This is a genomic window from Celerinatantimonas yamalensis (assembly GCF_046054155.1).
Lineage (GTDB): Bacteria > Pseudomonadota > Gammaproteobacteria > Enterobacterales > Celerinatantimonadaceae > Celerinatantimonas > Celerinatantimonas yamalensis.
Map to the genome: position 1 here is coordinate 644,806 of NZ_JBEQCT010000001.1, position 26,293 is coordinate 671,098.

19 protein-coding genes are annotated in these 26,293 nt (G+C 42.3%); 7 read left to right on the forward strand and 12 right to left on the reverse strand.

Translation table 11 applies throughout. The features are described from left to right. Positions 1-25: 25 nt before the first annotated feature. The 9 genes from ABUE30_RS03150 to ABUE30_RS03190 all read right to left on the reverse strand — a co-directional run bounded on the left by ABUE30_RS03150 (position 26) and on the right by ABUE30_RS03190 (position 15,579). On the reverse strand, positions 26-559 hold the full coding sequence (locus ABUE30_RS03150) for a cell division protein ZapC domain-containing protein (protein WP_408622208.1): 534 nt from the start codon (positions 557-559) through the stop codon (positions 26-28). Positions 560-625: 66 nt separating this feature from the next. Next, the gene (gene pyrD / locus ABUE30_RS03155) at positions 626-1,636 is read right to left on the reverse strand and encodes a quinone-dependent dihydroorotate dehydrogenase (RefSeq protein ID WP_408622209.1); all 1,011 of its coding nucleotides are present in this window, start codon (positions 1,634-1,636) and stop codon (positions 626-628) included. Between the two features lie 53 nt (positions 1,637-1,689). Further along, a complete protein-coding gene (locus ABUE30_RS03160) occupies positions 1,690-6,516 on the reverse strand; it encodes an NAD-glutamate dehydrogenase (protein WP_408622210.1) in 4,827 nt (1,608 codons plus the stop codon). Between the two features lie 109 nt (positions 6,517-6,625). After that, positions 6,626-6,847, reverse strand: a complete 222-nt coding sequence (locus ABUE30_RS03165; RefSeq protein WP_408622211.1) for a DUF2835 domain-containing protein — start codon at positions 6,845-6,847, stop codon at positions 6,626-6,628. A gap of 47 nt (positions 6,848-6,894) precedes the next feature. Next, positions 6,895-9,507: an aminopeptidase N gene (gene pepN, locus ABUE30_RS03170; RefSeq protein ID WP_408622212.1), complete on the reverse strand. Its 2,613-nt coding sequence runs from the start codon at positions 9,505-9,507 to the stop codon at positions 6,895-6,897. A gap of 808 nt (positions 9,508-10,315) precedes the next feature. After that, a complete protein-coding gene (locus tag ABUE30_RS03175; protein ID WP_408622213.1) occupies positions 10,316-11,719 on the reverse strand; it encodes a sodium-dependent transporter in 1,404 nt (467 codons plus the stop codon). Positions 11,720-11,976: 257 nt separating this feature from the next. Next, entirely contained in the window at positions 11,977-13,242 is a 1,266-nt protein-coding gene (gene dacB / locus ABUE30_RS03180; RefSeq protein WP_408622214.1) for a D-alanyl-D-alanine carboxypeptidase/D-alanyl-D-alanine endopeptidase, read from the reverse strand. Between the two features lie 188 nt (positions 13,243-13,430). Continuing rightward, a complete protein-coding gene (locus ABUE30_RS03185) occupies positions 13,431-15,101 on the reverse strand; it encodes a DEAD/DEAH box helicase (RefSeq protein WP_408622215.1) in 1,671 nt (556 codons plus the stop codon). 130 nt (positions 15,102-15,231) lie between these two features. Then, positions 15,232-15,579, reverse strand: a complete 348-nt coding sequence (locus tag ABUE30_RS03190; RefSeq protein ID WP_408622216.1) for a Grx4 family monothiol glutaredoxin — start codon at positions 15,577-15,579, stop codon at positions 15,232-15,234. Positions 15,580-15,908: 329 nt separating this feature from the next. On the opposite strand from ABUE30_RS03190, the gene sodB reads away from it, so the two are divergent. Then, complete coding sequence (sodB, locus tag ABUE30_RS03195) at positions 15,909-16,490, forward strand: superoxide dismutase [Fe] (protein WP_408622217.1); 582 nt, start codon at positions 15,909-15,911, stop codon at positions 16,488-16,490. A gap of 62 nt (positions 16,491-16,552) precedes the next feature. On the opposite strand, the gene ABUE30_RS03200 is transcribed toward sodB, so the two are convergent. The 3 genes from ABUE30_RS03200 to ABUE30_RS03210 all read right to left on the reverse strand — a co-directional run bounded on the left by ABUE30_RS03200 (position 16,553) and on the right by ABUE30_RS03210 (position 21,215). After that, positions 16,553-16,834 (reverse strand): SelT/SelW/SelH family protein, encoded by a 282-nt coding sequence (locus ABUE30_RS03200; protein WP_408622218.1) that lies wholly within the window; start codon positions 16,832-16,834, stop codon positions 16,553-16,555. Further along, on the reverse strand, positions 16,831-20,721 hold the full coding sequence (gene hrpA, locus ABUE30_RS03205; protein WP_408622219.1) for an ATP-dependent RNA helicase HrpA: 3,891 nt from the start codon (positions 20,719-20,721) through the stop codon (positions 16,831-16,833). Before hrpA ends, ABUE30_RS03200 begins: the two co-directional genes overlap by 4 nt. Positions 20,722-20,804: 83 nt before the next feature. Beyond that, positions 20,805-21,215 carry a CBS domain-containing protein gene (locus tag ABUE30_RS03210; RefSeq protein WP_408622220.1) on the reverse strand — a complete coding sequence of 137 codons (411 nt, stop codon included), beginning with the start codon at positions 21,213-21,215 and terminating at the stop codon, positions 20,805-20,807. 355 nt (positions 21,216-21,570) lie between these two features. Here ABUE30_RS03210 and sbcB point away from each other — a divergent pair, with 355 nt between their 5' ends. From sbcB to ABUE30_RS03240, 6 genes are all read left to right on the forward strand, one after another. Beyond that, positions 21,571-22,974: an exodeoxyribonuclease I gene (gene sbcB / locus ABUE30_RS03215; protein WP_408622221.1), complete on the forward strand. Its 1,404-nt coding sequence runs from the start codon at positions 21,571-21,573 to the stop codon at positions 22,972-22,974. Between the two features lie 77 nt (positions 22,975-23,051). Further along, a complete protein-coding gene (locus ABUE30_RS03220; RefSeq protein WP_408622222.1) occupies positions 23,052-23,441 on the forward strand; it encodes a CidA/LrgA family protein in 390 nt (129 codons plus the stop codon). After that, positions 23,438-24,121 (forward strand): LrgB family protein, encoded by a 684-nt coding sequence (locus ABUE30_RS03225; RefSeq protein WP_408622223.1) that lies wholly within the window; start codon positions 23,438-23,440, stop codon positions 24,119-24,121. Before ABUE30_RS03220 ends, ABUE30_RS03225 begins: the two co-directional genes overlap by 4 nt. Before the next feature lie 11 nt (positions 24,122-24,132). Beyond that, positions 24,133-24,972, forward strand: a complete 840-nt coding sequence (gene cdd, locus ABUE30_RS03230; protein ID WP_408622224.1) for a cytidine deaminase — start codon at positions 24,133-24,135, stop codon at positions 24,970-24,972. A 245-nt stretch (positions 24,973-25,217) separates the two neighbouring features. After that, positions 25,218-25,430, forward strand: coding sequence for a DUF1656 domain-containing protein (locus tag ABUE30_RS03235; RefSeq protein WP_408622225.1), 213 nt, complete (start codon positions 25,218-25,220; stop codon positions 25,428-25,430). Then, positions 25,427-26,290, forward strand: coding sequence for an efflux RND transporter periplasmic adaptor subunit (locus tag ABUE30_RS03240; protein ID WP_408622226.1), 864 nt, complete (start codon positions 25,427-25,429; stop codon positions 26,288-26,290). Before ABUE30_RS03235 ends, ABUE30_RS03240 begins: the two co-directional genes overlap by 4 nt. Positions 26,291-26,293 lie beyond the last annotated feature (3 nt).

Sequence of the window (26,293 nt, forward strand, 5' to 3'; positions counted from 1 at the left end):
TGAATAGACCCGTAGCGTTGGTAGACTACACGGCCTGAGCGAACACCTTTGGGGGCTCATCCTCCACCAACCGATCACGCATCACTTTGATGACTTCAAAGCAGTGCATTGTTTTAGCTGCGCCTAAAACCAGTTCTTTTTCTAAACACATACAAAGCGCTGTAGTTGGTTCCACATCAAGCACGATGAACCGAGCCAGTCCGCATTGTGTTTTCAGAGAAACAACTTCTGCAAATTCGCAAGGTTGCATCTGACTGCCTTGTTCGAAAAACCAGCTTTGTGGCATCACGGGTTTGTGATACTCAGCAAGCGCTAATGCATTTAACGCAGTCTGAACCTTGATGGGGTCAGGCCAATTAAATCCCTGTAAGACATCGAGAAGCTGAAGATAGCGCTGCGTTTGGTCACACGTAAATTCACCTGCTCGCTGGGCAGCCAGACTCATCTTACGCCCATCAAGCTCACTGACGAACTGCATTTGCTCCCCAAGTAGCAATGTCATCCGCTGCAACGTTGGATCATAAAACCATCGCCAAGTTTTATTAGGGTGCAATAACATATCCTAACCTTTATTAAGCATATGTATTAGGTATATGGCATTTTAATAAAAGATTCAACCAAAAATTTAAATTGCCTGATTAATCTGCTGAATTAATTCGGGTCCTCGATAGATAAATCCACTATATATTTGAATCAGCTTCGCACCGGCCATGACTTTTTCTTTAGCTGCCATTGCCGAATCAATTCCACCCACACCGATAATAGGCACTTGATCACAGAGATAACCATGCAATTTTTTTATAACCTGTGTTGATGTCGATTGTAGCGGCCGACCACTCAATCCACCTTGTTCATTTGCATAGCGCATCCCTTCTACCATGGTACGATCAATCGTAGTATTGGTTGCGATGACACCATCAATTTTATATTTAATGAGGCTATTGGCAATCTGTTCAATTTCTTGATCGCTAAGATCAGGCGCGATTTTAACAACCAATGGTTTATATTTTCCATGTTGTTCAGCTAACTGCTGTCGGCGTTGAACCAAGCTATTCAATAAATCATCCAAGGCATCGCCATACTGCAACGTCCGCAGTCCTGGCGTGTTCGGACTTGAAATATTTACCGCGATATAAGATGCATATGGGTAGGCTTTTTCTAGACAAATTAAATAATCATCTTTGCCCTGTTCAACTGGCGTAGTGAAATTTTTGCCAATATTAATGCCTAAAACACCTTTAAAATTAGATTTTTTGATCTGTTCGATCAGATAATCGATCCCTTTATTATTAAACCCCATGCGATTAATAATGCCTTCAGCATCTAATAATCGGAATAACCGAGGTTTTTCGTTTCCCTCTTGAGGTTTTGGCGTAACGGTTCCAACCTCTAGAAAACCAAATCCCATTGCAGCAAATGCGTCTAAACATTCACCATTTTTATCGAGTCCTGCAGCTAATCCCACAGGATTAGGAAAGCTGATCCCCATAACATTAATGGGGTCATGAACAATATTACGCCGATACAGGTAGCTTAATGGAGTACAGCCTGTAGTTTTAAAAAGCGAAATAATAGCATCATGAGCACGCTCAGGTGCGAGTTGAAACAGCAAACTTTTTGCCAATGGATAATACATTAGAACTCCCTTAGGTCACCCCCCCGAAGACGCGGGGCTTCGGGGGGAATAGTCTACCCTAAATCGGCGCAGTTTAAATTCAATAAATTGAGTTCACGCAACAATACTGAAAATTTAGCAAATTCATGGGTAGTGGATGTCTTAAAATCAGCCAACATATGCTGCCAACGTTCAATTAATTGGCTATGAGCAAGCATCCATTCATCAACGCCAGGATCAGCATCCAATTTCTCCTGCTCTAACCAGCGAATAGAATGAGTTACCAATACGCGTTGTTGCCAATCTAGCTCTTCACGAAATGACGCACGTGCTAATGCTTGCCAATGATTATCAACAGGCTGAGTCAGAATCTGATTCAAGAACCAATGTAACCCCATTTTTGCCCCTAAACTAAAGTAGAGATCAGCAACATAAAATGCGGTGCTATCTACTTGTTCACTTATTTCAGCAATATCGAGGCACGCAAAGATAGAGCTCAGTTCAGCCACTCGCCGAGCAACCTCTACAGGAACCCCTGCCAATGCCCATAGATCAACGTTATCTTGAATTTCAGTGACCTCTTCTGGAACAAGTGCATCATCAAGAGAATTGATTAAAGTTTGATAGACCGGTTGATAGCGGGCGACCTGCTCATCGATCGTTAACTTACGGTTACGCTGGCGTAAAAAACGGCGCACCGCACGACGCATCAACCGGCGAACTTTCCCCATTAAATCGAGTTGTACTTGTGCATCAACTTGATTATCTAAAGCTTCAAGCTGCTCAAACAGGTGTTGAATTCCAAAAATTTCGCGGCTCATAACATAACAAATGCAAATTTCAGCAGCGCTAGCCCCAGTATCATCTTGCAATCGAGCCACAAAATTAAAACCCATATCATCGACTATCTGATTGGCTAATCGGGTGGCAATAATCTCTGAGCGAAGTGGATGTTCGTCCATGGCATCGCGATAACGCTCTTGCAATAATGGAGGGAATGATTGCACTAATACTTGCTGGAAATACTCGTCTTCAGTCAACTCTGGCGTATTAAATTGCTGTTTGAGTACCATCTTCGCATAGGCTACCAAGATAGCCATCTCAGGGCGTGTTAAACCAATTTTAGTAGCAATTCGTTCGCTAAGTTCATCATCGGATGGTAAGTTCTCCAAAGTGCGATCTAGCCAGCCCTGACGCTCTAGTGAGTGGATAAAGCGGATATTCTCTTTACCAACCCCCTGCCCTAGAGATTCTGTAATACTAATACTTTGCCCTTGGCGATAAGCATGGCGCAAAACAATCGTTGAGATATCATCGGTCATTTGGGTTAGAATTTCATTGCGTTGCTTCTCAGTGAGATCCCCCTTACGGACTAATGAATTGAGTAAAATCTTAATATTGACTTCGTTATCGGAGCAATCGACCCCACCCACATTATCAGTAAAATCGGTATTAATCTGACCGCCATGGGTCGCAAATTCAATCCGCCCTTGCTGGGTACATCCTAGATTTCCCCCTTCGCCCACAATTTTCGCACCCAACTCAGCGCCATTAATACGAACGGGATCATTGGCGCGATCCCCCACTTCTAGATCAGTCTCATGAGTCGCTTTCACATAAGTCCCAATACCACCATTCCAAAGTAAATCAACAGGTGCTTTGAGAATCACTTTGATCAATTCATTGGGCGCGAGACGTTTTGCATCTGTAGCCAATATCTGACGCATCTCTACGCTCAAAGGAATGGATTTAGCTGAGCGTAAAAATAATCCTCCACCTTTGGAAATTAACGAGCGATCATAGTCATCCCAGCTTGAACGAGGTTTATCAAAAAGTCGTTTTCGTTCTTGATATGAGGCCGCCGTATCGGGAGTTGGGTCGATAAAAATATGCATGTGGTTAAAGGCCGCTATCAATTGCGTTTGCTCTGACAATAACATTCCGTTGCCAAACACATCGCCCGCCATATCGCCAATCCCAATACAACTAAAGGGTTCCAGCTGGCAGTTTTTACCCAACTCTTTAAAATGACGTTGAACGGACTCCCATGCCCCTTTTGCAGTAATGCCCATTCCTTTATGATCATAACCATGACTGCCACCTGAGGCGAACGCATCACCCAACCAAAATTGATACTGGGCACTAATTTCATTGGCAATATCAGAAAATGTCGCGGTTCCTTTATCTGCAGCAACGACTAAATAAGGGTCGTCTTCATCATGACGAATCACATCTTCAGGCGAAATAATTTCCCCATCAAGAATATTGTCAGTTATATCAAGCAATCCTCGAATAAAGATTCGATAACAGTTCTGCCCCTCGCTAAGCCAAGCATCTCGATCGGTTATCGCGGGGAGTTGCTTACAAACAAACCCTCCTTTGGCCCCCACGGGTACAATGACCGTATTTTTAACTTGTTGCGCTTTCATTAACCCTAGGATCTCAGTGCGAAAATCTTCACGTCGATCTGACCAGCGCAATCCACCACGAGCCACTTTCCCACCTCGCAAATGCACACCTTCCACCCGCGGAGAATAGACAAAGATCTCAAAATGTGGTTTGGGCTCCGGCATTTCACTAATGTGTTCTGGTAGAAATTTAAATGAGATGTAATCGCGCATCTGATTGTAGCGATAATAGTTGGTTCGAATAGTTGCTTGAATTAATTCAAGGAAGCGACGAATAATGCGGTCATCATCTAGATTATCAACTCGCTCTAAAGAATCAATAATCGACTGACTAAGCAATTCTTCTTGTGCACTATCTCGTAAATCCAACGCAAAACGGGACTGAAACAGTTGGACCAACATCGCTGCAATATGCGGATAGCGCGAGAGTGCTTCTTCCATATATTGTTGGCTAAATTTAACCCCAATTTGCCGCATATATTTAGCATATGAACGCAAAATCGTGACGTTTCGACCAGTTAAGCCAGCCTGCAGAACTAGTCGGTTAAATCCATCACTTTCTATGGTGCCACGCCATATTCCTGCAAATGCTTGTTGGAAATTATCTCGATATTTATCCAGTTCTAGCTCACCATCGCCGACATAACACATCGCAAATTCTAAAATCCAATACGTTTGCTCCTCAACAGTATGAATTCGATAAGGTGACTCACCAATCACACGTAGTCCCATATTTTCTAACATCGGCAAAATATCAGATAAAAATAACGGAGCTCCAAGATGAAATAATTTGAGATTAACTTGATTGCTGCTGCGTTTTTGCTCTTGAGGGCGATACAATAGCATCCCCAATTCTTCCTCAGAATGAAGTTGCTCTAACTGGCTAATATCAGCAACAGCTGAGCCCGGCATGACTGATTCTTTAAATGAACGAGGAAATGCAGCTTGATACTTGCGAATTAAACGATGCGCTTCGTCTTCCCCAAAGTTCGCAATTAATGAATCGGATAATTTATCATCCCAAGAGCGCGCGGCTTCAATCAAATTTTGCTCCAATTCAGCCAAGTTGATGTCATCACGGGGCGCTTCAACACGCACTAAATAGTGCGTTCTAGCCAGTGCACCTTCGGTGAAATAAGTCGAGAACTCAACGTCTCCAACTCCAGAAAAATATTCTTTGAGAATTGCTTGGGTTTTCTGACGAAAACTAGTGTTGAAACGCTCTTTGGTTGTGTAAACCAAACAAGAATAAAACCGACCGTAGATATCACGTCTCACGAATAATTTCACTTGATCGCGTTCTTGGATCTGGAACACTGCAATGCCCGTTTCTAGAAGTTCATCTTCGCTGGCCTGAATTAAGTCATCACGCGGGTAGGTTTCAATAAAATTCAACAGCGCTTTATAAGCATGCGATCCAGCAGAAAGATCCGAATTATCCATAATACGTTTAACTTTCTCATTGATCAGAGGAATATCCATGACACTATGATTATAAATAACGGATGCATACAGACCGATAAAGCGATGTTCGCCTACAACCTTGCCTTTTACATCAAATGCTTTCACCCCAATATGATCAATATAAGCGGGCCGATGAACACGTGATTTAAAGCGACTTTTATTAAGCAATAATGGATTTTTATTCAACGCTAAGTAACGCGCTTCCTCGGGAACTGAAGATAAAATCACCGTAGGCGTTTCAATATCACTGCGGAAAATACCAAAAACGTCCCCCTCAGCAGGCTCCAAATGATAGTCCCCTTCGACAGGTTTAAGGGCATAAAATCGATAACCTAAAAAAGTAAAATTATCATTACTTAACCATTTTAAGAATCCAAGCTGTTGGTCAAAGTCATATTGATGTTGCTGAGCAGACTGCTCAAGAGAGCGAGTGACGGTTTGTAATTTATCTCGCATCGACATCCAGTCACACACCACCAGAGATATTTCTTTTAAAACTTGAGAGAGTTCATCTTTAATAGTATCGATCGTTTGTTGTGATGACTGGCGGTCAATCTCAATAATAAATGCAGTTTGATGGGCACTATCTCGATTTTCAGCGGTGCGAGCAATGGTGCTCACTAATCCTTTACTATCGCGTTGTACAGCCATAGGCTCGTGTAAAAATAGATGCGCGTTGATCCCGGAGCGATTTAGAGCCATTCGAATCGAGTCGACTAAGAAGGGTTGATCCCGCACGACAATTTCAACGACTGTATGTGCTGATTGCCAGCCATGGCGAGACAATTCAGGGTTATAGACATATATATACGTTTCATCAACCGTAGTTTCTTGCAGCGCATTCCAAAGATTAATGCCCATTCCATAGAGATCGCTATCACTATGACGTGATAAATCAATGCTTGATAATCCCTCAAACATTTTTGCCATAAATTGCGTCGCAATAGACGCTTCACCATCAGGAAGTTTACGCTCGACAATCGCGTAGACTTTTTCAAGCAATACGGATGAAACATGTACTCTCGTCATCAGATATTTCCTTCAGTCGACACTAGAAACTTAATAACTATAGAATCAATTTTAACCGTGCTCATAGTAACGCTATTTAATAAATAATTTTCAAACTGTTATCACTTTATTAACTTATTTTTTCTAATGACACGTATTTATTTTTGTTATCCGTAGTTAAACGAAACCGCCCCCGGAGTCCTATTTGAGTTAGAAAAGGTAAAAAATGACATGCTTGAATCTGCAATGAAAGACCACTATCACTGCGCACAATGAGATTTTTCACAACGCCTCGATAAACATCGAGGAATTCATCATAGCTAATATAGATATTAAATAAATATTGTTTCATTATAGACATATAAAAAGGAAAGGAGCTCGAAAGCTCCTAATATTTACTTATGAATTAATTTGGCTAAGTGCCTTGTCGACTTTTTCATACAAGTCACCACTGATATTAGGTAATGCGGCTAACTTACCTAATATGACTTTAATTTTTGCCTGACGCGTTTTGCCTAATCGAGCAAATTGAATTAGCGGCGTGAGCAACCCCGCGGCTAATTGCGGATTATTCTCGTTAAGCTGCATTAAAATCTCTGACAAAAACTCATATCCACTGCCATCTTCAGCATGAAATGCCACAGCGTTCCAATAACAGAATCGACCAACGAGTGCTCGAGTTCGGTTCGGATTACTTAAGCTAAAACTAGGATGCTTTAATAAACTTTTCACTCGCTGCAGCGCATCAGTACCTGGATAAGTCGCTTGTAAATTAAACCATTTATCCATCACTAACCCATCGTGCTGCCATTTTTTCTCAAAGTCACGCATCAGCTCATCGCGGCAAGGGAGATCCGCTTGGTTAGCCGCAGTGAGTGCAGCCAAAGTCATCGTCATGGTCTGAGCCTGCCGGTACTCATTTGCAATAAGTGCTTCATCACGGAACGCTGCAAATTGTAACAATTGTGATTTCAAACTGCGCCAACCGATTTGAATCGCTTCCAAATCATTGTGATCAATTTGACTCGCATGATGGATTAACGCAGTCATCTCATCTTCAAGTTGTTCAGCTAAGTATTGCATCAATTTCCCACGGACACTGTCAATCGTTGCAATATCTGCTTCATCAAACAACTGAATAAGCTCTATAGTACTTGGCAAGGTAAACAATAATGCATTGAACGCTGGGTCTATGTCAGGGTCTAGAAGAGCACCACGCAACACATCCACAAACGACTCAGGTAGTTCAAATACACCACCATTTTGCTGATTGTGAACATTCAACCGGATATATTTATGAATCAAGTGTTGCAGAGCATCCCAACGGCAAAATGTATCTGTCGCAAACTGAGTAATCCGTAACAGCTGCTCATCGCTATAATCGTAATGACATTTCACTGGCGCTGAAAATTGTTGCAATAGGCAAATCGTCGGTTCATTGGCCACATTTTCAAAAATAAAGGTTTCTTCTTGGTCTCGCAGATTTAAAACTGCTCCATTACGCTGCGTATCACAGCCTACTAATGCTATCGATTCACCTGCATCCGTTAGAAGTTCGATGTCAACTGGGATATGAAGCGGTAATTTTTCATCTTGATCTGCAGTCACCGGCGTCATTTGACGAATAGTTAAATGATATTGTTTAGTTTGTGCATCATAGCGATCAGAAACATCTAACTGAGGGGTTCCGGATTGTGAATACCAACGACGAAATAGACCTAAATCAATACCAGAAGCATCTTGCATCGCTTGGGTAAAATCATCACATGTAACGGCTTGTCCATCATGACGTTGAAAATAAAGTGCCATCCCTGCTTGGAATTTTTCTTCACCAAGTAAGGTATGGATCATTCGAATCACTTCTGCACCTTTCTCATACACGGTCAGTGTATAAAAGTTATTCATTTCAATAACTTTTTCTGGGCGAATTGGATGCGCCATTGGACCAGCATCTTCAACAAATTGCTGACCACGTAATATACGAACGCTATTAATGCGCTTGACCGAACGATAGTTCAAATCAGAGCTAAACTCTTGATCGCGGAAGACCGTTAGCCCCTCTTTAAGTGATAACTGAAACCAATCGCGGCACGTGACACGGTTACCGGTCCAGTTATGAAAATACTCATGGCCGATCACCGATTCAATTCCCATGTAATCGGCATCCGTTGCAGTATCTGGGCTGGCTAGTACATATTTAGAGTTAAAGACGTTTAGGCCTTTATTTTCCATTGCCCCCATGTTGAAAAAATCAACCGCGACGACCATATAAATATCAAGATCGTATTCTAAATCAAAACGCTGTTCATCCCAGGCCATCGATTTTTTAAGCGATTCCATCGCATGATGCGCACGATATAGATTGCCTTTGTCAACGAATATTTCGAGTGCCACTTGGCGGCCACTACGTGTGGTAAAGGTATCCGCTAATTGATCAAAATCGCCTGCAACGAGTGCAAACAAATAGCAGGGCTTAGGAAATGGATCTTGCCAACGTACCCAATGGCGATCGTTATCCAGCTCGCCTCCGTCGACTTTATTACCATTAGATAATAAAAATGGATAGCCTGTTTTAGGTGCCTCAATACGCGTTGTAAACGTTGCTAATACGTCAGGGCGATCTTGATAAAAGGTGATCCGACGAAAACCTTCCGCTTCACATTGAGTACAAAAGGCGTCACCTGATTTATACAATCCTTCCAAAGCTGAGTTATTTTTCGGGTCAATTTCATTCACGATAGTCAGCTGGCAGCTGCCAATACCAGAAATTGTCAGGCTGTCATCACTGCATTGATAATCATCATGTGCTTGGCCATTAACCAAAATCTGTAACAAATTAAGCGACTTATTACCATCAAGATGCAGCACTTCTCCTTCGCGCAGTTGCTTTACATCTAAAATCGCAGTCACTTTGGTTCGATGATCATCAAGTATGATATCAAGATCCACATGCTCAGTAGTGAATGCAGGTGAGAGGTAATCTTTGCGATATTTAGCTACATGCGTAGACATCTATCAAATCCTTATCCGAAAAATATGACCCTAGTGTAATAAAACTGCTTATAGCGGCAACCAAAATCAAAGAAAAACGCGATATTTCTAATTTTATTTATCAAAATCGATTAAAAAAAAAGCAAAAACAACGATTAATGATAATTGTATAAAAATTTTTCTAGATAAGCGTAGCTTATTTAATAAATGCTCAACTAAAAAAATCTCTCATAATCAACTCATACCGTTCACTTAAGATAAGCGGCATTGTTCGTATAGATGTATTTTTTCAGTCTTGGTCTAACTGTTTGAAAATGTTCTTTCCCTTCGTGCTTCTAATATCAAGCGAGCCCTACGATGGATGTTCTTGAGCAGATAAGGGAGCGCACTAGAAGTGCGAATAAACTAACCCATAGGTTCGTAGAGAATGGTCCTTGATAATGATCAGTCCATCAATGACTTTGTTAATGATCTCAATATAATGAATAGAATTGAGAAAGCCCCGAGCATTTGTCGCGCACTGCAATGAAACAATCAGCTAAGCTTTAATGGTACTCGGATCATGGACGCTAAAGTCAACTGCCCTAATCGGTCAATAAGTACACATCATCTATCCAAGCAAGGGGATAGTCAATTGGATCATATTTCGACCTAATTGGGTGTCCAAGTGGTGAAGATACCCAAGGCTTGTGAAATATCCACAAAAAATCCGAATGCATCGAATACACTCGGATTTTTACATTCTTAAGAGGTCAGTTGACCGACCCTATTTGGCTTAATTGATCGGCATTACCTCACATAATCGAGGACTTTTTACGTTTTTGAATCGTTAGAGTGAATGCTCTAGATATTTCAATAACCATGGCAACACGCCGATGGCATTGAGAAAAACTAATGTAATAGCAGCAGGCGTGATATATCGCAGACAAAAGATATACTGTGAAAAGCCTACTTTCATCTCAAAACTTTTCGCAGTGCGTTTGTTCACTTTTAACTTCCAACCGACGAATATTGCAGTAAACAATCCGCACACCGGCAACATAATATTAGCCGTTACATAGTCGAGAATATCAAAGAAACCGTTGCCCAAGGGAGTCTTAAATGTCGCCCAGCTCGCGCCAGCAAGCGAGAATATAGACAATAAACTCAGCAGCCAAATTAATACACCACATAAGATCGTGGCACTGATACGAGTCATTCCCCGACGTTCAACAAAATAGGCGATTGGCGCTTCAAATAAAGATAAAACCGAGGTCAATGCGGCAAACGTAACCATAACAAAAAACAGTGTGGCAATGAAGCCACCCAGTGGCATGTTACTAAACGCAATCGGTAAAGACTTAAATAACAAACCTGGACCGGCTCCCGGTGCAATACCATGCGCAAATACAACAGGATAAATAGCTAGTCCAGCAAAAAGGGCCACAACTGTGTCAGCTAAAGCAACAATAATGGATGTCTTAGCAATCGAAGTGCCCTCCGGCAGATAAGCCCCATACATGATCATAATCCCTAATGACAAACTCAAGGTAAAAAAAGCGTGCCCCAGCGCAACCAGAAAACCACTAAAACTTAATTTACTGAAATCAGGGTAAAACATAAATTGCACAGCACCATGAAAGTCACCTGTTGCACATGAATACAACATGACAATCACAAGTAAAATAAACAATGCTGGCATCATATAGCGGATTGCAATTTCCAGTCCTTGTTTCACGCCGTGAGACAAAACATAGACGGATACACCAATGATAATGGTTGTAAACAAGATAAGTTTATCTACTGACCCGACTAAACTGCCAAAAAGATGTTGGATCACTGCAGACTGACCATTCGCCGCAGTGATTGCACCACTGGCTGAATAATAGATATAAGCAACGGCCCAGCCGGCAATAACAACATAGAAACTTAAGATCAAAAATCCAGCTAGAACACCCAACGCACCATTATATGACCAATTAGAGCTGATATTATGTTCTCGAGCCACTTTGCCCATTGCGTGAGCAGGTGAAGAACGGCCTTCTTTACCGATATATACTTCAGCCATCATCACAGGAATACCGACCAGAAGAACACAAAAAAGATAAACAAGGACAAATGCTCCACCGCCATTTTGCCCCATGATATACGGAAACTTCCAAAGATTTCCTAATCCGACTGCCGAACCTGTTGCAGCTAAAATAAAGGCCAATTTGCTTGACCAACGGCTACTAACCGATGTTGTAGTACTCATTTGTTTAAAACTATTCCCTGAGTTTATATTTTTAGTAAATTTCACCAAATTTAATCACAAATGAGCATTTTTTAATATGCTTATGACAACACGAAGCAATCATTCAAACAATAATGCTATTCTAATTATGCCAGCTAGCATATCGTACCAGCTGGCAGATATTAACTAGTTAATCATCTGTCGAAAATAACAGCAATCCCATATGGAATTGCTTAAAAAAGACTATTATTAGACAAACATGCTACTAGTGTAACAACTTATTGATGTTTTAATCCTGCAAGCAACCAACTCTGCTCATAATCTTTCATCCGATCAATAGCGCTCATCGATTCATCACTATCAGCCACTTGGTTACTCATTAACACAAAGGGGATCAGTTTTCCTCGCCGGTAAATATAGCCAGCTAAATTGGAAACACCATCCATCGACCCTGTTTTTGCATGAATTTCCCCCTTTAATTGCGCCGTTAAAACACTATGGCGATAACGTAACGTGCCATCAACACCGGATATTGGCAAATCATCAATCAATGAATGAAATTTCGGATCATGCAACCAAAGCTGTAGAACTTTGTAAAAGGTTTCAGGGTAAATAAGATCCTCTCGTGATAACCCTGACCCATCCATCATCACTTGATTACGCTTGGCAATATGGTGGATCGCTAATACTTGCCAGACAACCTTAGCACCTTCTCGGTAGGTCCCTACGCCTTTATCAGATTGCCAAGCAAGTTGCTTGAATAAGCTATCAGCAATGACGTTATCCGAAACTTTTAGCATGTGATGTAATAAATCGGCCAACGGTTTTGACACATGTGCAACATATTTTGTATAAGGTGACGTAACCGACATAAAGTGCAATTCCCCATCCCACTGCACGCCTTCAAGTTGAGTCATCTTCTGCAAGATGGCACGAAGATAAGCATGTACATTGACGACTGAAAACGCTAAGGGGAGCTCCGTTTTTTCAGCAGAAATACATCCAGATAAGGTAAAGTGGTTGTTGCTTGTTACTTCGTGTAGTGGTTCGCAAGTAGATGATGATGGCCTGGTTATTACCTGATTGGTAAAACTGACCCCAGCATAATCTGAAACAAACAATCGAGCTGGCTGACCCATTTGAGTGGGTCTCAAGTTACCTCGTACGCAGTTATGATCAAGAATAATAGCAGTGACAGGCGCAGCAAAGCAGATCCCATGATCATTCCATACTTGTCCAAGTCCCCATTGATGGCCGCTATAGTGCGAATCATCGACATCAAAGCGAATGATCTGATTGATCCCAGCCTGTTTTAAGTGATGGACTAGTTGTGCTAGATCGGTGATCGTTAATGTTGGGTCACCATTAAAAATAAGCTGTACAGCTGCTTGATGGGTACCCTCTTTTTTATAATGTAGTGACGTGACAAATTGAAATTTAGGTCCCAGTTTCTCCCATGCAGCCGTAGCTGTTAACAGCTTCATTAGGCTGGCTGGTTTTGCTAAATATTGATCATTATGACTGCTCCAATCGGAGCGGGTCATCACAAGTGCTCCTGGGGGAGAATCATCAGCGTAGGTGGTAATAGAAAAAATAATAAATAAAAAAATAAACAATGTTCGAATGACAGGCACAACAAAATCTCGTCAATAAGGTGTCTGGAGCCTTAGATTAACAAAATGGCAATAAAAAAGGCAGCTCAAATGGCTGCCTTTATCTATCAATCGTGGAACTAAGCTCGACGAATGCGTAATTTACGCTGTTTCACATAAGCTTTGCCTAGATCACGGAATACTGTATCTGACATACCTTTCGGTAATTCAACAGTACTGTGATCATCAAACAATTCAATGCGTCCAATGAACTGACTTTCAATGTTCGCTTCATTGGCAATAGCACCAACAATATGTTTAGGTTGTGCACCGTGACTACGGCCAACATCAACACGAAAGCGTTCCATCGGAACATCAGCTGTCGGACGTGAACGTTTCCGTTCATGGCCACCAGTGTTTGCCCCTGCCGAACGTTCACGGCGACTACTGCTGGGTTTACGCACCCGCGCAGATTCTTGATGTTTTTCACGAGCGGGTTCAACTACTTTTAATGGACGAGAACCTTGAGCAATCATCAATAATTTTGCTGCTAGATCCTCAATTGAACCTTCATGCAGCGTCATTAACTCTTGAGTTAATTGACGGTAGTCATCTAACTGTTTACTTTCACTGAGTTTAACTAACTTAGCAGTGAAGCGTTCTAGGCGACAAGTTTCAAGCTCTTTGGCTGTCGGCAAGCTAATTGGCTCTATTTTCTGGCGGGTAGCCCGTTCAATTTGATGCAGCATCCGTTGTTCACGACGAGCAGCAAACAAAATTGCTTCCCCTGAACGACCCGCACGACCAGTACGACCGATTCGATGTACATACGCTTCGGTATCAAACGGAATGTCATAATTAACAACTAATTCAATACGCTCAACATCCAAGCCACGAGCTGCAACATCTGTCGCCACAACGACGTCAATTTCGCCATTTTTCAATTGTTCAACAGCACGTTCACGCAAGTTTTGACTCATATCGCCATTAAGAGCTTGGCTACGAAAACCTCGCGCTTCCATGGCACTGGCTAACTCAACTGTTGCTTGCTTGGTACGGACAAATACGATTGTCGCATTTTCTTGCATCTCGAGAATACGAGCTAACGCTTCCTGTTTTGAGTAGCGTTCAACCATCCAATAACCTTGTTTGACATTGGCAACGGTCTCGGTTTTTCCCGCAATTTTGATCTCTTTCGGATCACGCATATACTGACGTGTCAGTTTTCTAATAACTGTTGGCATTGTTGCCGAGAATAGCGCAGTTTGGCGTGTCTCAGGGGTTTTTGACATGATTTTTTCAACATCGTCAATAAAGCCCATACGCAACATTTCATCCGCTTCATCCAGCACCAAAGCACGCAAATGATCAAGCTTTAAAGTACCGCGTTCGAGATGATCAATCACTCGACCAGGTGTACCAACAACAATTTGAGCACCGCGGCGCAAAGCACGTAACTGCTGACCATAATCTTGACCACCATAGAGCGCCAAAACTTTAATGTCACTCAATACTTTCGCGTAACTTTCAATTGCTTCAGCAACTTGCCCGGCTAACTCACGGGTTGGCGCTAAAACTAATAATTGGGTATTTTTTTCACTCGGGTCAATCCGAGCTATGAGAGGCAGTGAAAATGCAGCTGTTTTCCCCGTACCGGTCTGAGCCATGCCAAGTACGTCGTGACCTTCAAGTAGTAACGGAATAGTCTGCGCCTGAATTGGCGATGGTTCAGTATAACCGAGCTCGGCAACCGCCCTAAGGATTTCTGATGGAAGTGGAAATTGAGCAAAGCCTGAACATGTTTCAGTCATACTGTGCAACACCTTTAGATTATGTAAAAGGGTGTCACTATACGCTTTTTTTTGTGATGTGTCTCCCAGTATTTAACTATAATTAGATAACGTACTGGGAGATAACCAAATTTAGCTTTGCGATACTTACCTACTCTGCAGATTGCTCTGCATCATCGGCATGCTTCGCTGCGGCTTCCTTGATTAACGAGGCAAGCTCGCCTTCTCGGAACATTTCCATGATAATATCACAACCACCGACCAGCTCACCTTCAACCCACAACTGTGGGAATGTCGGCCAATTTGCGTATTTAGGCAGTTCGGCGCGAATTTCTGGATTCTGCAAGATGTCAACATAGGCAAAGCGCTCACCACATTGCGACAATGCCTGAACGGCTTGCGCTGAAAAACCACAGCTCGGGAATTTGGGAGAACCTTTCATGTATAGCAGAATAGGGTTTTCGCTAATCTGTTGTTTAATCCGTTCTACGGTTTCCATTCACACTCTCTTATTACTTACTGGGCGGGGGTATTGCCGCCATCAAACCATAACATCACTATATTAGCATTAATGAACTACGCATGAAGCAATATTCACCTTAGAATGATACAGCAATGCAACTTTTTGTGATCCCAACTATAACAGAGCGCAGCGGTAGTTTCACCCATTGATCCGCATCAATGATTTTTTCTTAAATTTGTTGTAGCCCCTTGTCATTTATTGCTAAACTGGAAATTGAAATTAGTCAAAATTACAACATAAGTTATTCATATTCACACTATATTGTATCTGTGAATATCAATAACTTTTCAATCATGGAGATCATCATGGCTTTCGAATTACCTGCACTGCCATATGCGAAAAACGCACTGGAACCACATATTTCCGCTGAAACATTGGAATACCATTACGGCAAACACCATCAAACCTATGTTACAAAATTAAATGGTTTGGTTAAAGGTACTGAGTTTGAAGGCAAATCTCTTGAGGAGATCATTGTTAATTCAACGGGTGGCATTTTTAATAATGCCGCACAAGTGTGGAACCACACATTCTACTGGAACTGTTTATCACCTAATGGTGGTGGTGAAGCAGAAGGTGAATTAGCTGCAGCAATCACTGCACAATTTGGTTCTTTTGAGGCATTTAAAACTCAGTTTTCTGATAGTGCTACTGGGAACTTTGGTTCGGGCTGGACTTGGTTAGTTAAAACAACTGAAGGCAAACTGGCCATCGTTAACACAAGCAATGCGGGCACCCCATTGACTGATAGCGCAACACCACTGTTAACCTGTGATGTCTGGGAACACGCTTATTATATTGATTATCGAAATGCCCGTCCTAACTATCTGAAAGGATTCTGGGAATTGGTTAATTGGGAATTTGTTGCTGCAAATTTAGCTGCATAAATTCTACTTAAAATTGTGATCGATAAAGCCGCCTTAACAGGCGGCTTTTTTATTCGGAACAACTAACGATCACTATGCCCTAACTCGCGCTCAGGCGCAATAATATCGCGAACCCGCTGCTTGATCTCTTTTGCCTCAGGGAAACGCCCTTCTTGTTGCCGACTCCAGACTAGCTCATCATTTACATAGATATCGAACCCACCTTTTAAACCTGGACAAAGCGCTACTTCAGCTAGCTCATCATCAAAGGTAAATAATAACTCTTGTGCAAGCCAACTAGCTCTTAATAGCCAACGACATAGACTACAATAATGAATAGATATTTTGGGTTTAACTGGACTCATCGCAGCTCCTTGGTTATTTGATCAACCCGTTGGCACACGCGCTTAGCTGAAATTGGATGCGCTGTACCGAGTTGCTGCGCGAATAAACTGACCCTTAGCTCTTCTATCATCCAGCGGATCTCATCACAGTAATCCTGGGCTAACGGGTGGTGTTTAAGCTTACTGGTTAACCCATTATATGCATCTAGCGCTGGCTGGATTTGGATCATTGCTAATCGGTCTTTATTGGGGTCGATGGGTAATTTTTCCAAACGACGCGTCACGGCTTGCAAATATCGCTGAATATCGCGCATTTTTGCTGCCCCAGCCTGAGTCACAAAACCTCGAAAGACCAACTGCTGAAGTTGTGTTTTCACATCATTGAATGCCATCACCTGATCGAATGCAACCCGTCCCTTCATCTTCTTAGTTATTGTATAATGTGCTGAAAGAATTTTTTCAACTTCAGCTGCGATAGCCAGTGTTGTGTCAGCAATTTCCGATCTAACTCGTTCTTTAGCAAGCAGAAATTCATTTTCATGCCGAATCATATTCGTCTCAACCAATTGATCAACAGCCGCTTGGATACAATCGTCTAACAGGTCTTCAATTTTACCAAACGGGTTGAAATACAATCCCAATTTCGTTTTATTCGGCAACTTCTGTTGTAAATACTTAATCGGTGATGGCACATTGAGTAACAGTAATCGTCGTACACCTTGACGATGGTTCTGCGCCGCGCGTTCTGGGCGATCAAACACCTGTACATCAACATGCGTGGTTTTATCAACTAATGCCGGATAACTTTTAATGATTAAACCACTTTGTGACGCTGAGATCTCTTCTGGCAACGCTTGATCAGGCCAGGTATAGAGCTCTTTTACTTCGAGTTTTTGACTTCGCGCCGTTTCATTTAACTGCTCAGTAACCTGCCCTTTGAGTTGTTGTTGCAATGCATTGAGCTCTCGGCCTTGGGCAACTAACTGGCCTTGATCAATTACTTTAAAGTTAATCCGCAGATGAGCTGGTAACTGTGTTGCATCCCATTGTTCATCATCAATGCGTACGCCAGTCATCCGCAATAATTGATGAGCTAACGCAGCCACAAAGAGTTTCTCATCATCTCGCAGCGGCAAAGCTTCCATACATGCTTTAGCATAATTGGGTGCAGGCACAAAATTACGGCGAAATGTTTTAGGTAATGATTTAATCCAAGCAATGATCAATTCTTCACGAAATGCGGGGATCTGCCAGTCAAACCCTTGCTCATGGATCTGATTGAGCATTGCCAGCGGAATGGTAACCGAAACGCCATCATCAATCTGATTGGGCTCAAACACATAGCTCAGAGGTAACGTCAACGCCCCCTGTTGCCAAACATCCGGATATTGCCTCGCTGTCACATGCTCAGCATCATGGCGCATCAACATTTGTTTTTCAAAATTTAATCGATGTGGATCAGTTTGTTGAGCTTGTTTCCACCAACGATTAAAGTGTTGAATTGAAACAATATCTTCAGGGATCCGCTCAGCATAAAAATAATATAAACTTTCGTCATCAATCCTGACATCGCGTCGGCGGCTCTTTTGCTCGAGCTCTTCGACCTCATCTAATAGAGCTTGATTGATTTTCAAAAATTCAGGTTGATAACGCCATTCTCCTTCAACTAACGCACTGCGAATAAAAATGTCTCTCGAAAGCTTAGGATCTACCGAACCATATTGGCAAAGGCGTCGCACCACAATCGGCACACCAAACAGTGTCTTCGTTTGATAGGCTAAGACGGCGCCCTGTTTGGCCGACCAATGTGGTTCGCTATAACTTACTTTGACTAAATGCTGTCCTAGTGTTTCTAACCATTCAGGCTTAATCGTCGCCGCATCACGCGCAAACAATCGTGATGTTTCAACCAACTGAGCACTCACAATCCATTTAGGTGGTTTCTTGGCTAAGGCTGAGCCAGGGAAAATAACAAACCGGGTATTACGTGCTCCAAGAAACTCTCGTTCTTTATCACGAAATCCTAAATGACTCAGTAGGCCGGTCACCATCGCCTGATGAATCGTGTCATACTCAGCGCGTTGTTGATTAACTTTAAGCCCTAACTCAGCGGCGACTTGACGAAGCTGTTGATAGATATCCTGCCATTCACGAACACGCATGTAAGCAAGAAACTCTTTGGTGCACAGTTTGCGAAATTGATTATGAGAAAGCTCACTTTGACACCCTCGCAAATAATCCCAAAGATTCAGATAGCTGACAAAATCTGATTGTTTATCAATAAATCGTTGATGCTGCAGATCGGCTGCTTGTTTGGCATCAAGAGGTCGCTCACGTGGATCTTGAATCGATAGCGCAGCACAGATGACCATGATCTCTCGGACACAACCAAGTTGACCGCCAGCAAGTACCATTCTCGCCATTCTTGGATCAACGGGCAATCGTGCTAATTGTTGTCCTAGGGATGTTAGTTTAATCCCTCTAAAATTACCATTTTGCGGAGTCACCGCACCTAATTCATCGAGGAGATTAATCCCATCATTAATGCTTCTCTGATCAGGTGGATCAATAAATGGGAAGCTCTGTATGTCGCCCAAGCGCAGTGCTGCCATTTGTAAAATAACTGACGCTAAGTTAGTACGACGAATTTCAGGATCAGTAAATTCGGGCCGAGATAAGAAATCATCTTCGCTATAAAGGCGAATGCAGATCCCTTCTGCTATACGGCCACAGCGTCCTTTTCGTTGATTAGCACTTGCTTGTGAAATAGCTTCAATAGGCAAACGCTGAACTTTCGCTCGGGCACTATAGCGGCTAATTCGGGCCGTCCCTGGATCAATCACATAGCGAATTCCAGGCACCGTCAGACTGGTTTCGGCGACATTGGTTGCCAAAACAATTCGTCGGCCAGTATGTGGGGCAAAAATCTTATTCTGCTCAGCATTAGAGAGTCGAGCATATAATGGAAGTATCTCAGTATGCGGTAATTGGCGTCGCCGCAACCAATCAGCAGTGTCTCTGATCTCACGTTCGCCATTCATAAAAATAAGGATATCACCGCGTTGTTCTCGGTATAATTCATCAATGGCCATATCAATAGCATCGTTTAAGTCATGCTCCTTACTCGTTTCAATGGCAGAACGATAGCGGGTTTCAACCGGATAAGTGCGCCCTTCAACAAGTAACATTGGAGCATCGTTAAAGTGCTTCGAAAAACGCTCAGGATCGATCGTCGCGGAGGTAATAATCACCTTCAGATCACGGCGCTTGAGCAAAATATGTTTGAGATAACCGAGAATAAAATCAATATTAAGACTGCGCTCATGCGCTTCATCAATAATCAGTACTTCATATTGACTTAAAAAGCGATCATGCTGTAGCTCGGCAAGTAATACACCATCCGTCATCAATTTAATCAGTGTATTATCACCGACTTGATCATTAAAGCGGATTTTATAACCCACCTGTTCACCGGGTTGGGTCTGGAGTTCTTCACACAAACGAGCACTTACACTTCGCGCGGCTAAGCGTCGCGGCTGCGTGTGGCCAATTAGCCCACGTTGGCCTAATCCGAGTTCAAGGCATATTTTGGGTAATTGCGTGGTCTTACCCGAACCGGTTTCACCTGCAACAATAACAACCTGGTGTTGCGCGATCGCTTCGGCGATATCATCTTTATTGGCAACGACAGGCAGTTCAGCCGGATAATTGAAAGATGGAACAAGTTGTCGACGCCGCTCTACTTCAGCAAATGAACGTTGAATACGCTCGCTGACTCTGGATACGGCTTGAGAGTTAATGTCATCCTGTTGCTGAGCCAATTTTTGGATAATTTGTCTCAACCGATGTTGGTCTCGACATAAAACAGAAGACAATTGTTCGATGAGCTTAGCTATTGACGGTCGCAAATTCCGCACCTCTACCCTAACATAAGGCGCTGATGCTACCAATTCTTAGCCGTTAAACCAACCTACTCGAGGCTTTTGCGTCATTATTTATGAACAAAACAGCTGGCTAATTGGTCACTCATTGCATGAAGCACCTCACGACGAGTAATCATACCGATCAATTGACCATTTTCCACGACTGGATACATTTTAGGTTTATGATCGCACATCATCTGCGCCAATTCTATAACACTCATCGTTGGCTCAACGGTTAACACATCCGTTCGCATCACATCATCAACCAATGAGATGGACTCGCAGTGATAGGCATCTTTCAGAATTTTGCTTAAACAATCTTGCTCAGATACCCACCCCAATAGATGCGATTGATCATCACAAACAGGCGCCCCAATCTGTTGGTTTTTAACTAGTAACTCAACAACTTGGGCTAATGATTGTTGAGGATGAAAAATGATCGACTGCTCTAGTAGATAATCACGCACTAACAAAGACATATTGATGATCTCCATAACTGACCTGTATAAAGTCTAGCCAGCGATGCTACAATTTGCTGGAAATTTGATCGTTCTCGCTATATCTATGTATGAATATATACATTTACCCCATTTGAGTGATGCTTAAATTCTGATAAAATCTTATCTTGTAAATGACTGAGTAAAACATCTTTTACTTTGGTCATTCGTTTAGTTACCTTTTTGCTGTTTTACAGCTGCTACGTTTAAGTAATACCCTCCGCAGTTCTCCCAATTGCGGAGGGCTTTTTCCGAAGTACTTAGTGATCAATCAGATGTCACGCCTTAGTAGTTCTGTTAGCATAATCATTTGTTAAGAATACTTGGGCGTTTTTGTATGACGGATACATTATTGTTTCATGATTATGAGACCTTTGGCACTTCACCTGCATTTGACAGACCGGCACAGTTTGCAGCCATTCGAACCGATCTAGATTTAAATCCAATTGGCGAGCCTATTGAATTGTTCTCTCAGATAGCTAATGACTATGTTCCTAATCCAACCGCTTGTTTAATCACTGGGATTACACCACAACAAACGCTCGAACGGGGTCTATGCGAAGACGCTTTTATTAATCAAATTAATCAGCATTTTAGTCAGCCTCAAACCTGTGGTGTTGGTTACAACAGCATTCGTTTTGATGATGAAGTGACTCGCTATACTCTGTATCGTAATTTTTATGACCCTTATGCCCGAGAATGGCAAAATGGTAATTCTCGTTGGGATTTAATTGATGTCGCTCGCGCCTTCTATGCATTGCGCCCCGACGGTATTGAATGGCCAGTTGATGAACAGGGGTTACCATCATTCAGGTTAGAAAAACTCACTGCAGCCAACGGCCTAGAACACGGAAATGCGCATGATGCATTAGCGGATGTTCGCGCAACGATTGATTTTGCCAAGTTATTAAAAAAAGCTCAGCCTAAGCTTTATGATTTCGCGTTTTCACTACGTGATAAACGCCATGTGGCGAGCTTCTTTGATCTAGTCAATTTAAAACCATTAGTCCATGTCTCTGGTATGTTTGGCGCCGCTCAGGGTTGTATATCATGGATTGCTCCACTGACTTGGCATCCAGTTAATAAAAATGCCGTGATAGTGGTCGACCTCAATCAAGATATCTCACCGCTCATTGAACTTGATAGTCGAGCTATCTATCAGCGGTTATACACGCGACGCGATCAACTTAGCGATGATGAAAATCCGATCCCCGTAAAACTCATTCATACCAATAAGTGTCCGTTTATCGCGCCGGCCAAAGCCCTAAGTGCGCAGCGAGGTGAAGAACTTGGCTTGAATGGTCAGCAATGCCGCAGCAGTTTAGAATTATTAAAAGCACATCCAGAAATCCGCGATAAACTAGCTGAGGTCTTTAATACTCCTCGAAAGATCGCTCATGACGATGTGGATGGTGCGCTTTATCAAGGATTTATTGGAAAAGGAGACAAAGCGCTGATGGAAATCCTCCACGGCAGCGATCCGGCAGCAATTAGTAAGGATGCATTCCAATTTGAAGACCCTCGTTTAAATCAGCTATTACTGCGCTACAAGGCTCGTAATTACCCTTATGCTTTAACCGACAGCGAACAACAACAATGGCATGCTTATCGACAAGAGCATCTGCCCGCTCACATTGAGCAACGGTTGTTAGAACTTGAAGAACTAGGCCAAGAGCATCAAAATAATCCAACGAAAATGGCGATTCTTAAGTCCATTTATCGTTATTTAGAAACGCTCTAAAAGAGAAATCGATTGGTCAGACCATTTACCAATCGATTTCACAAACCTATACATAGATCACAGAAAAGCGCTACAATATGAATCTCTTTCATTTAGTTAAACACTTTGCCGTTCCTATGTGGCCCATTCGCTTATGCCGAGATTTCGTTATCATCTATGCTTGTTTGATGATGGGTGAATTCGTCTCGCTATTACTCCCGATTAAATTTCCTTCCAGTATTATCGGCCTGCTCATTTTATTTGTTTTATTATCGCTACGCATCATTCCTGCTCGTTGGGTTGAATTTGGTGCAGAAAAACTCCTATCAGTGATCGCGCTGTTTTTTATTCCCCCTGGCGTCTCCGTCATTCAAGATCTCACTGATATTCGACTTTTTGGCTGGCAACTGATCGTTTCACTGATTTGTGCATGGTTAGCGATGGTGGTCACCATTACTTATTTGTTTCAATGGATGGAAAAAAAATGAGCTGGCTATTTTTACCGATGACCTTGGTGATCTACTATTTATCTGTACGTTTATACAAACGTTATCCGAACCCGCTATTGGCGCCATTTTTGGTCAGTTTGGTCGTGATTATTGCTATCTTACTTCTCTGTGGTATTGATTATCCCACTTATAATAAAGGGACTAAACCACTGACATTTTTACTTGATCCCGGCATTGTCGCCTTAGCATATCCTTTATTTACCTCCTTAAATGAAGTCCGTCGGCAATTCTTACCGATTATTACGGCTGTGATTGTTGGCGCCCTGGTCGGATTCATTGTAAGTATGAGTGTTCTGCATTACCTAGGAGGAGATGCTCAAATGTTAGCCACAATTGCACCGCGCGCAGTCACTACACCGATAGCAATGGAAGTTTCGAGAAATCTTGCTGGAAAACCTGGGTTAACAGCAACCTTAGTCATCATCGCCGGATTATTAGGTTCAGTCGGTGGATTCAGTTTGTTTAAATTGCTGCGGATTCGCTCAGAAGCGGCAATGGGGATGGCGCTTGGCTGTGCAAGTCATGCATTGGGAACAGCTAAGGCAACCGAAATTAATCCTAAAATTGCAGCATTTAGTTCAATTGCTCTGATTTTGAGTGCGATCACTACTTCTTTATGTGCTCCTATGCTTCAATGGTTTATCCATTGGATTTCTTAAAGTGATATGTGATGAATGATAATTTAAACATCGATCAATTGGCTTTATCAGAGGCTGTGAAGCAAGCATGGCATCAACAGGTAGGCCCGCAGCGAACAAGCCGACTCGATGGTGCACAGATCAAACAGCTCACCCAATCTTGTCAACTCAGTATTGTCGAACTAGCTGAGCAGTTGTTACCCATTGCAGCCTCTTATGCTGTTACGCCAATCTCTCACTTTAATGTTGGCGCCATCGCTATCGATCAACACGGTCAACTGTTTATGGGCGCTAACTATGAGCAGACGCAAGTTCCATTGTCATTGACCTTGCATGCAGAACAAGCTGCGTTGTTCAACGCATTAAATCACGCAGCTGCCCCGCTAAGACATTTGGTTGTCAATGCCGCCCCCTGTGGTCATTGCCGTCAATTTATTCGTGAACTCCCCGAATATAACAATTTAGATGTGTCCTTTTCTGGACAGCATTTTCAATTTGAACAACTACTGCCACACTCATTTGGGCCTAATGATTTAGGTATAAGCGTTCCCTTAATCAGTTACCCAGAGACAACGGATGTGCAATCGCTCTCAAAACATAGTTATGCGCCGTACAGTCATTGTCAAATCGGATTGCTGGCTAAACGCGCTGAAACCCCCCTAGCGAGTAGTTGGTATGTTGAAAACGCGGCGTTTAACCCATCTGCATCGCCATTAACGCTTTTGCTTTCGCAGTTACATTTAAATGGCTATCAACTAGCGCAAGTTGAATCAATCGATATTGCTTGCAATCAAGCATCGATAAGTTTTCAAGATGAGCTCAATACCTTTTGTGCGCTTCATCCACAAATAAAAATACAAAAATTTAACTAATTTATTGAAATATAATAAGTTATTAAGAATATTTTCACTCCACCTACAGCCTGTAGCAATATAAGCTGTAGGTTCATTTTGTTATTTTCATGTCTAAATCAAAAATTGAAGGATAGATCTCATAAATATGTATGATACACTAATGACTAATGGGGTGTGACCACCCTTTTTTTAGCTAGCCCGTCACAAAGACCTATCCTTAACCGCGTACTTGGCTAGACATATAAAATAGACGAGCAATCACTATGTTTCAGAATATAACCTTGGGCGGGCTCCTGTTTAGTCCACTCGTCATTTTTATCCCTATAGCTTTTGTATTGTCCGCTATCACGCGTCTTATTTTACATAAGCTGCATATTCATCAGTATATTTGGAAGGTTGCCTGGTTCGAGGTCGCTTCATTTGTTTGTTATTTAGCAATAACGGTTTATCTATTGGGTGGAGTTACTTATTCATGACGAAATTTTTACGTATTTCAGTAACCATTGTATTTGTAGTCATTGCAATCTTTGCTGGACGTTGGGTATGGAGAGATTATTTATATTCGCCTTGGACCCGCGACGGTCGCATTCGGGCGCAGATCATCACCGTTGCACCAGACGTGTCAGGATGGGTTACGCAACTGCATATTACCAATGATCAAAAAGTTAAGCAGAATCAATTGTTGTTTAAAGTCGATGATAAGCGTTATCTCGCGGCTGTAGCACAAAATAAAGCCAGCACTGAGTATCAACTTTATGCTTGGGATCTTGCCAAGCATAAATATCAACGCCGACTCGATTTAACGGATAAACAAGCAATCAGTGCAGAAGATTTAGAAACCTCGCGCATCAATACAAAACTGGCCAAAGCAAACTACGATCTGGCAAAAGCAAATCTGGCTACCGCCCAGCTTGATTTAGAACGTACGCAAATCCGAGCGCCAGAGGCTGGAGAGGTAGTTAATCTCAATTTACAGCAAGGCAACTATGTTAGTCGCGGTAAGTCTGTATTGGCGATCGTGAAACAACATTCCTTTTATGTAACTGGTTATTTTGAAGAAACGAAGCTCCCTCTGGTTCATTTAGGGCAACAAGCCAAAATTACGCTGATGAGTGGTGGTAAACCACTTCTGGGCAAAGTTACCAGTATTGGTCGCGCGATCGCCAACACCAATACCAACGGCAATAATGAACTTTTGCCACAAGTTCAACAGACTTTTAACTGGGTTCGCTTAGCACAGCGAATTCCTGTTGACATTCAACTAACCAGTATCCCCGCAGGGATCCACCTTAGTGCTGGTATGACTGTATCCATTCAGTTAACGAATACTAAATAGGAG

Excerpts from the sequence above, each read along its gene's own strand:
- ABUE30_RS03150 (WP_408622208.1), bottom strand. The coding sequence starts at position 559 with ATGTTATTGCACCCTAATAAAACTTGGCGATGGTTTTATGATCCAACG.
- pyrD (WP_408622209.1), bottom strand. The coding sequence starts at position 1,636 with ATGTATTATCCATTGGCAAAAAGTTTGCTGTTTCAACTCGCACCTGAG.
- ABUE30_RS03160 (WP_408622210.1), bottom strand. The coding sequence starts at position 6,516 with ATGACGAGAGTACATGTTTCATCCGTATTGCTTGAAAAAGTCTACGCG.
- ABUE30_RS03165 (WP_408622211.1), bottom strand. The coding sequence starts at position 6,847 with ATGAAACAATATTTATTTAATATCTATATTAGCTATGATGAATTCCTC.
- pepN (WP_408622212.1), bottom strand. The coding sequence starts at position 9,507 with ATGTCTACGCATGTAGCTAAATATCGCAAAGATTACCTCTCACCTGCA.
- ABUE30_RS03175 (WP_408622213.1), bottom strand. The coding sequence starts at position 11,719 with ATGAGTACTACAACATCGGTTAGTAGCCGTTGGTCAAGCAAATTGGCC.
- dacB (WP_408622214.1), bottom strand. The coding sequence starts at position 13,242 with ATGACCCGCTCCGATTGGAGCAGTCATAATGATCAATATTTAGCAAAA.
- ABUE30_RS03185 (WP_408622215.1), bottom strand. The coding sequence starts at position 15,101 with ATGACTGAAACATGTTCAGGCTTTGCTCAATTTCCACTTCCATCAGAA.
- ABUE30_RS03190 (WP_408622216.1), bottom strand. The coding sequence starts at position 15,579 with ATGGAAACCGTAGAACGGATTAAACAACAGATTAGCGAAAACCCTATT.
- sodB (WP_408622217.1), top strand. The coding sequence starts at position 15,909 with ATGGCTTTCGAATTACCTGCACTGCCATATGCGAAAAACGCACTGGAA.
- ABUE30_RS03200 (WP_408622218.1), bottom strand. The coding sequence starts at position 16,834 with ATGAGTCCAGTTAAACCCAAAATATCTATTCATTATTGTAGTCTATGT.
- ABUE30_RS03210 (WP_408622220.1), bottom strand. The coding sequence starts at position 21,215 with ATGTCTTTGTTAGTGCGTGATTATCTACTAGAGCAGTCGATCATTTTT.
- sbcB (WP_408622221.1), top strand. The coding sequence starts at position 21,571 with ATGACGGATACATTATTGTTTCATGATTATGAGACCTTTGGCACTTCA.
- ABUE30_RS03220 (WP_408622222.1), top strand. The coding sequence starts at position 23,052 with ATGAATCTCTTTCATTTAGTTAAACACTTTGCCGTTCCTATGTGGCCC.
- ABUE30_RS03225 (WP_408622223.1), top strand. The coding sequence starts at position 23,438 with ATGAGCTGGCTATTTTTACCGATGACCTTGGTGATCTACTATTTATCT.
- cdd (WP_408622224.1), top strand. The coding sequence starts at position 24,133 with ATGAATGATAATTTAAACATCGATCAATTGGCTTTATCAGAGGCTGTG.
- ABUE30_RS03235 (WP_408622225.1), top strand. The coding sequence starts at position 25,218 with ATGTTTCAGAATATAACCTTGGGCGGGCTCCTGTTTAGTCCACTCGTC.
- ABUE30_RS03240 (WP_408622226.1), top strand. The coding sequence starts at position 25,427 with ATGACGAAATTTTTACGTATTTCAGTAACCATTGTATTTGTAGTCATT.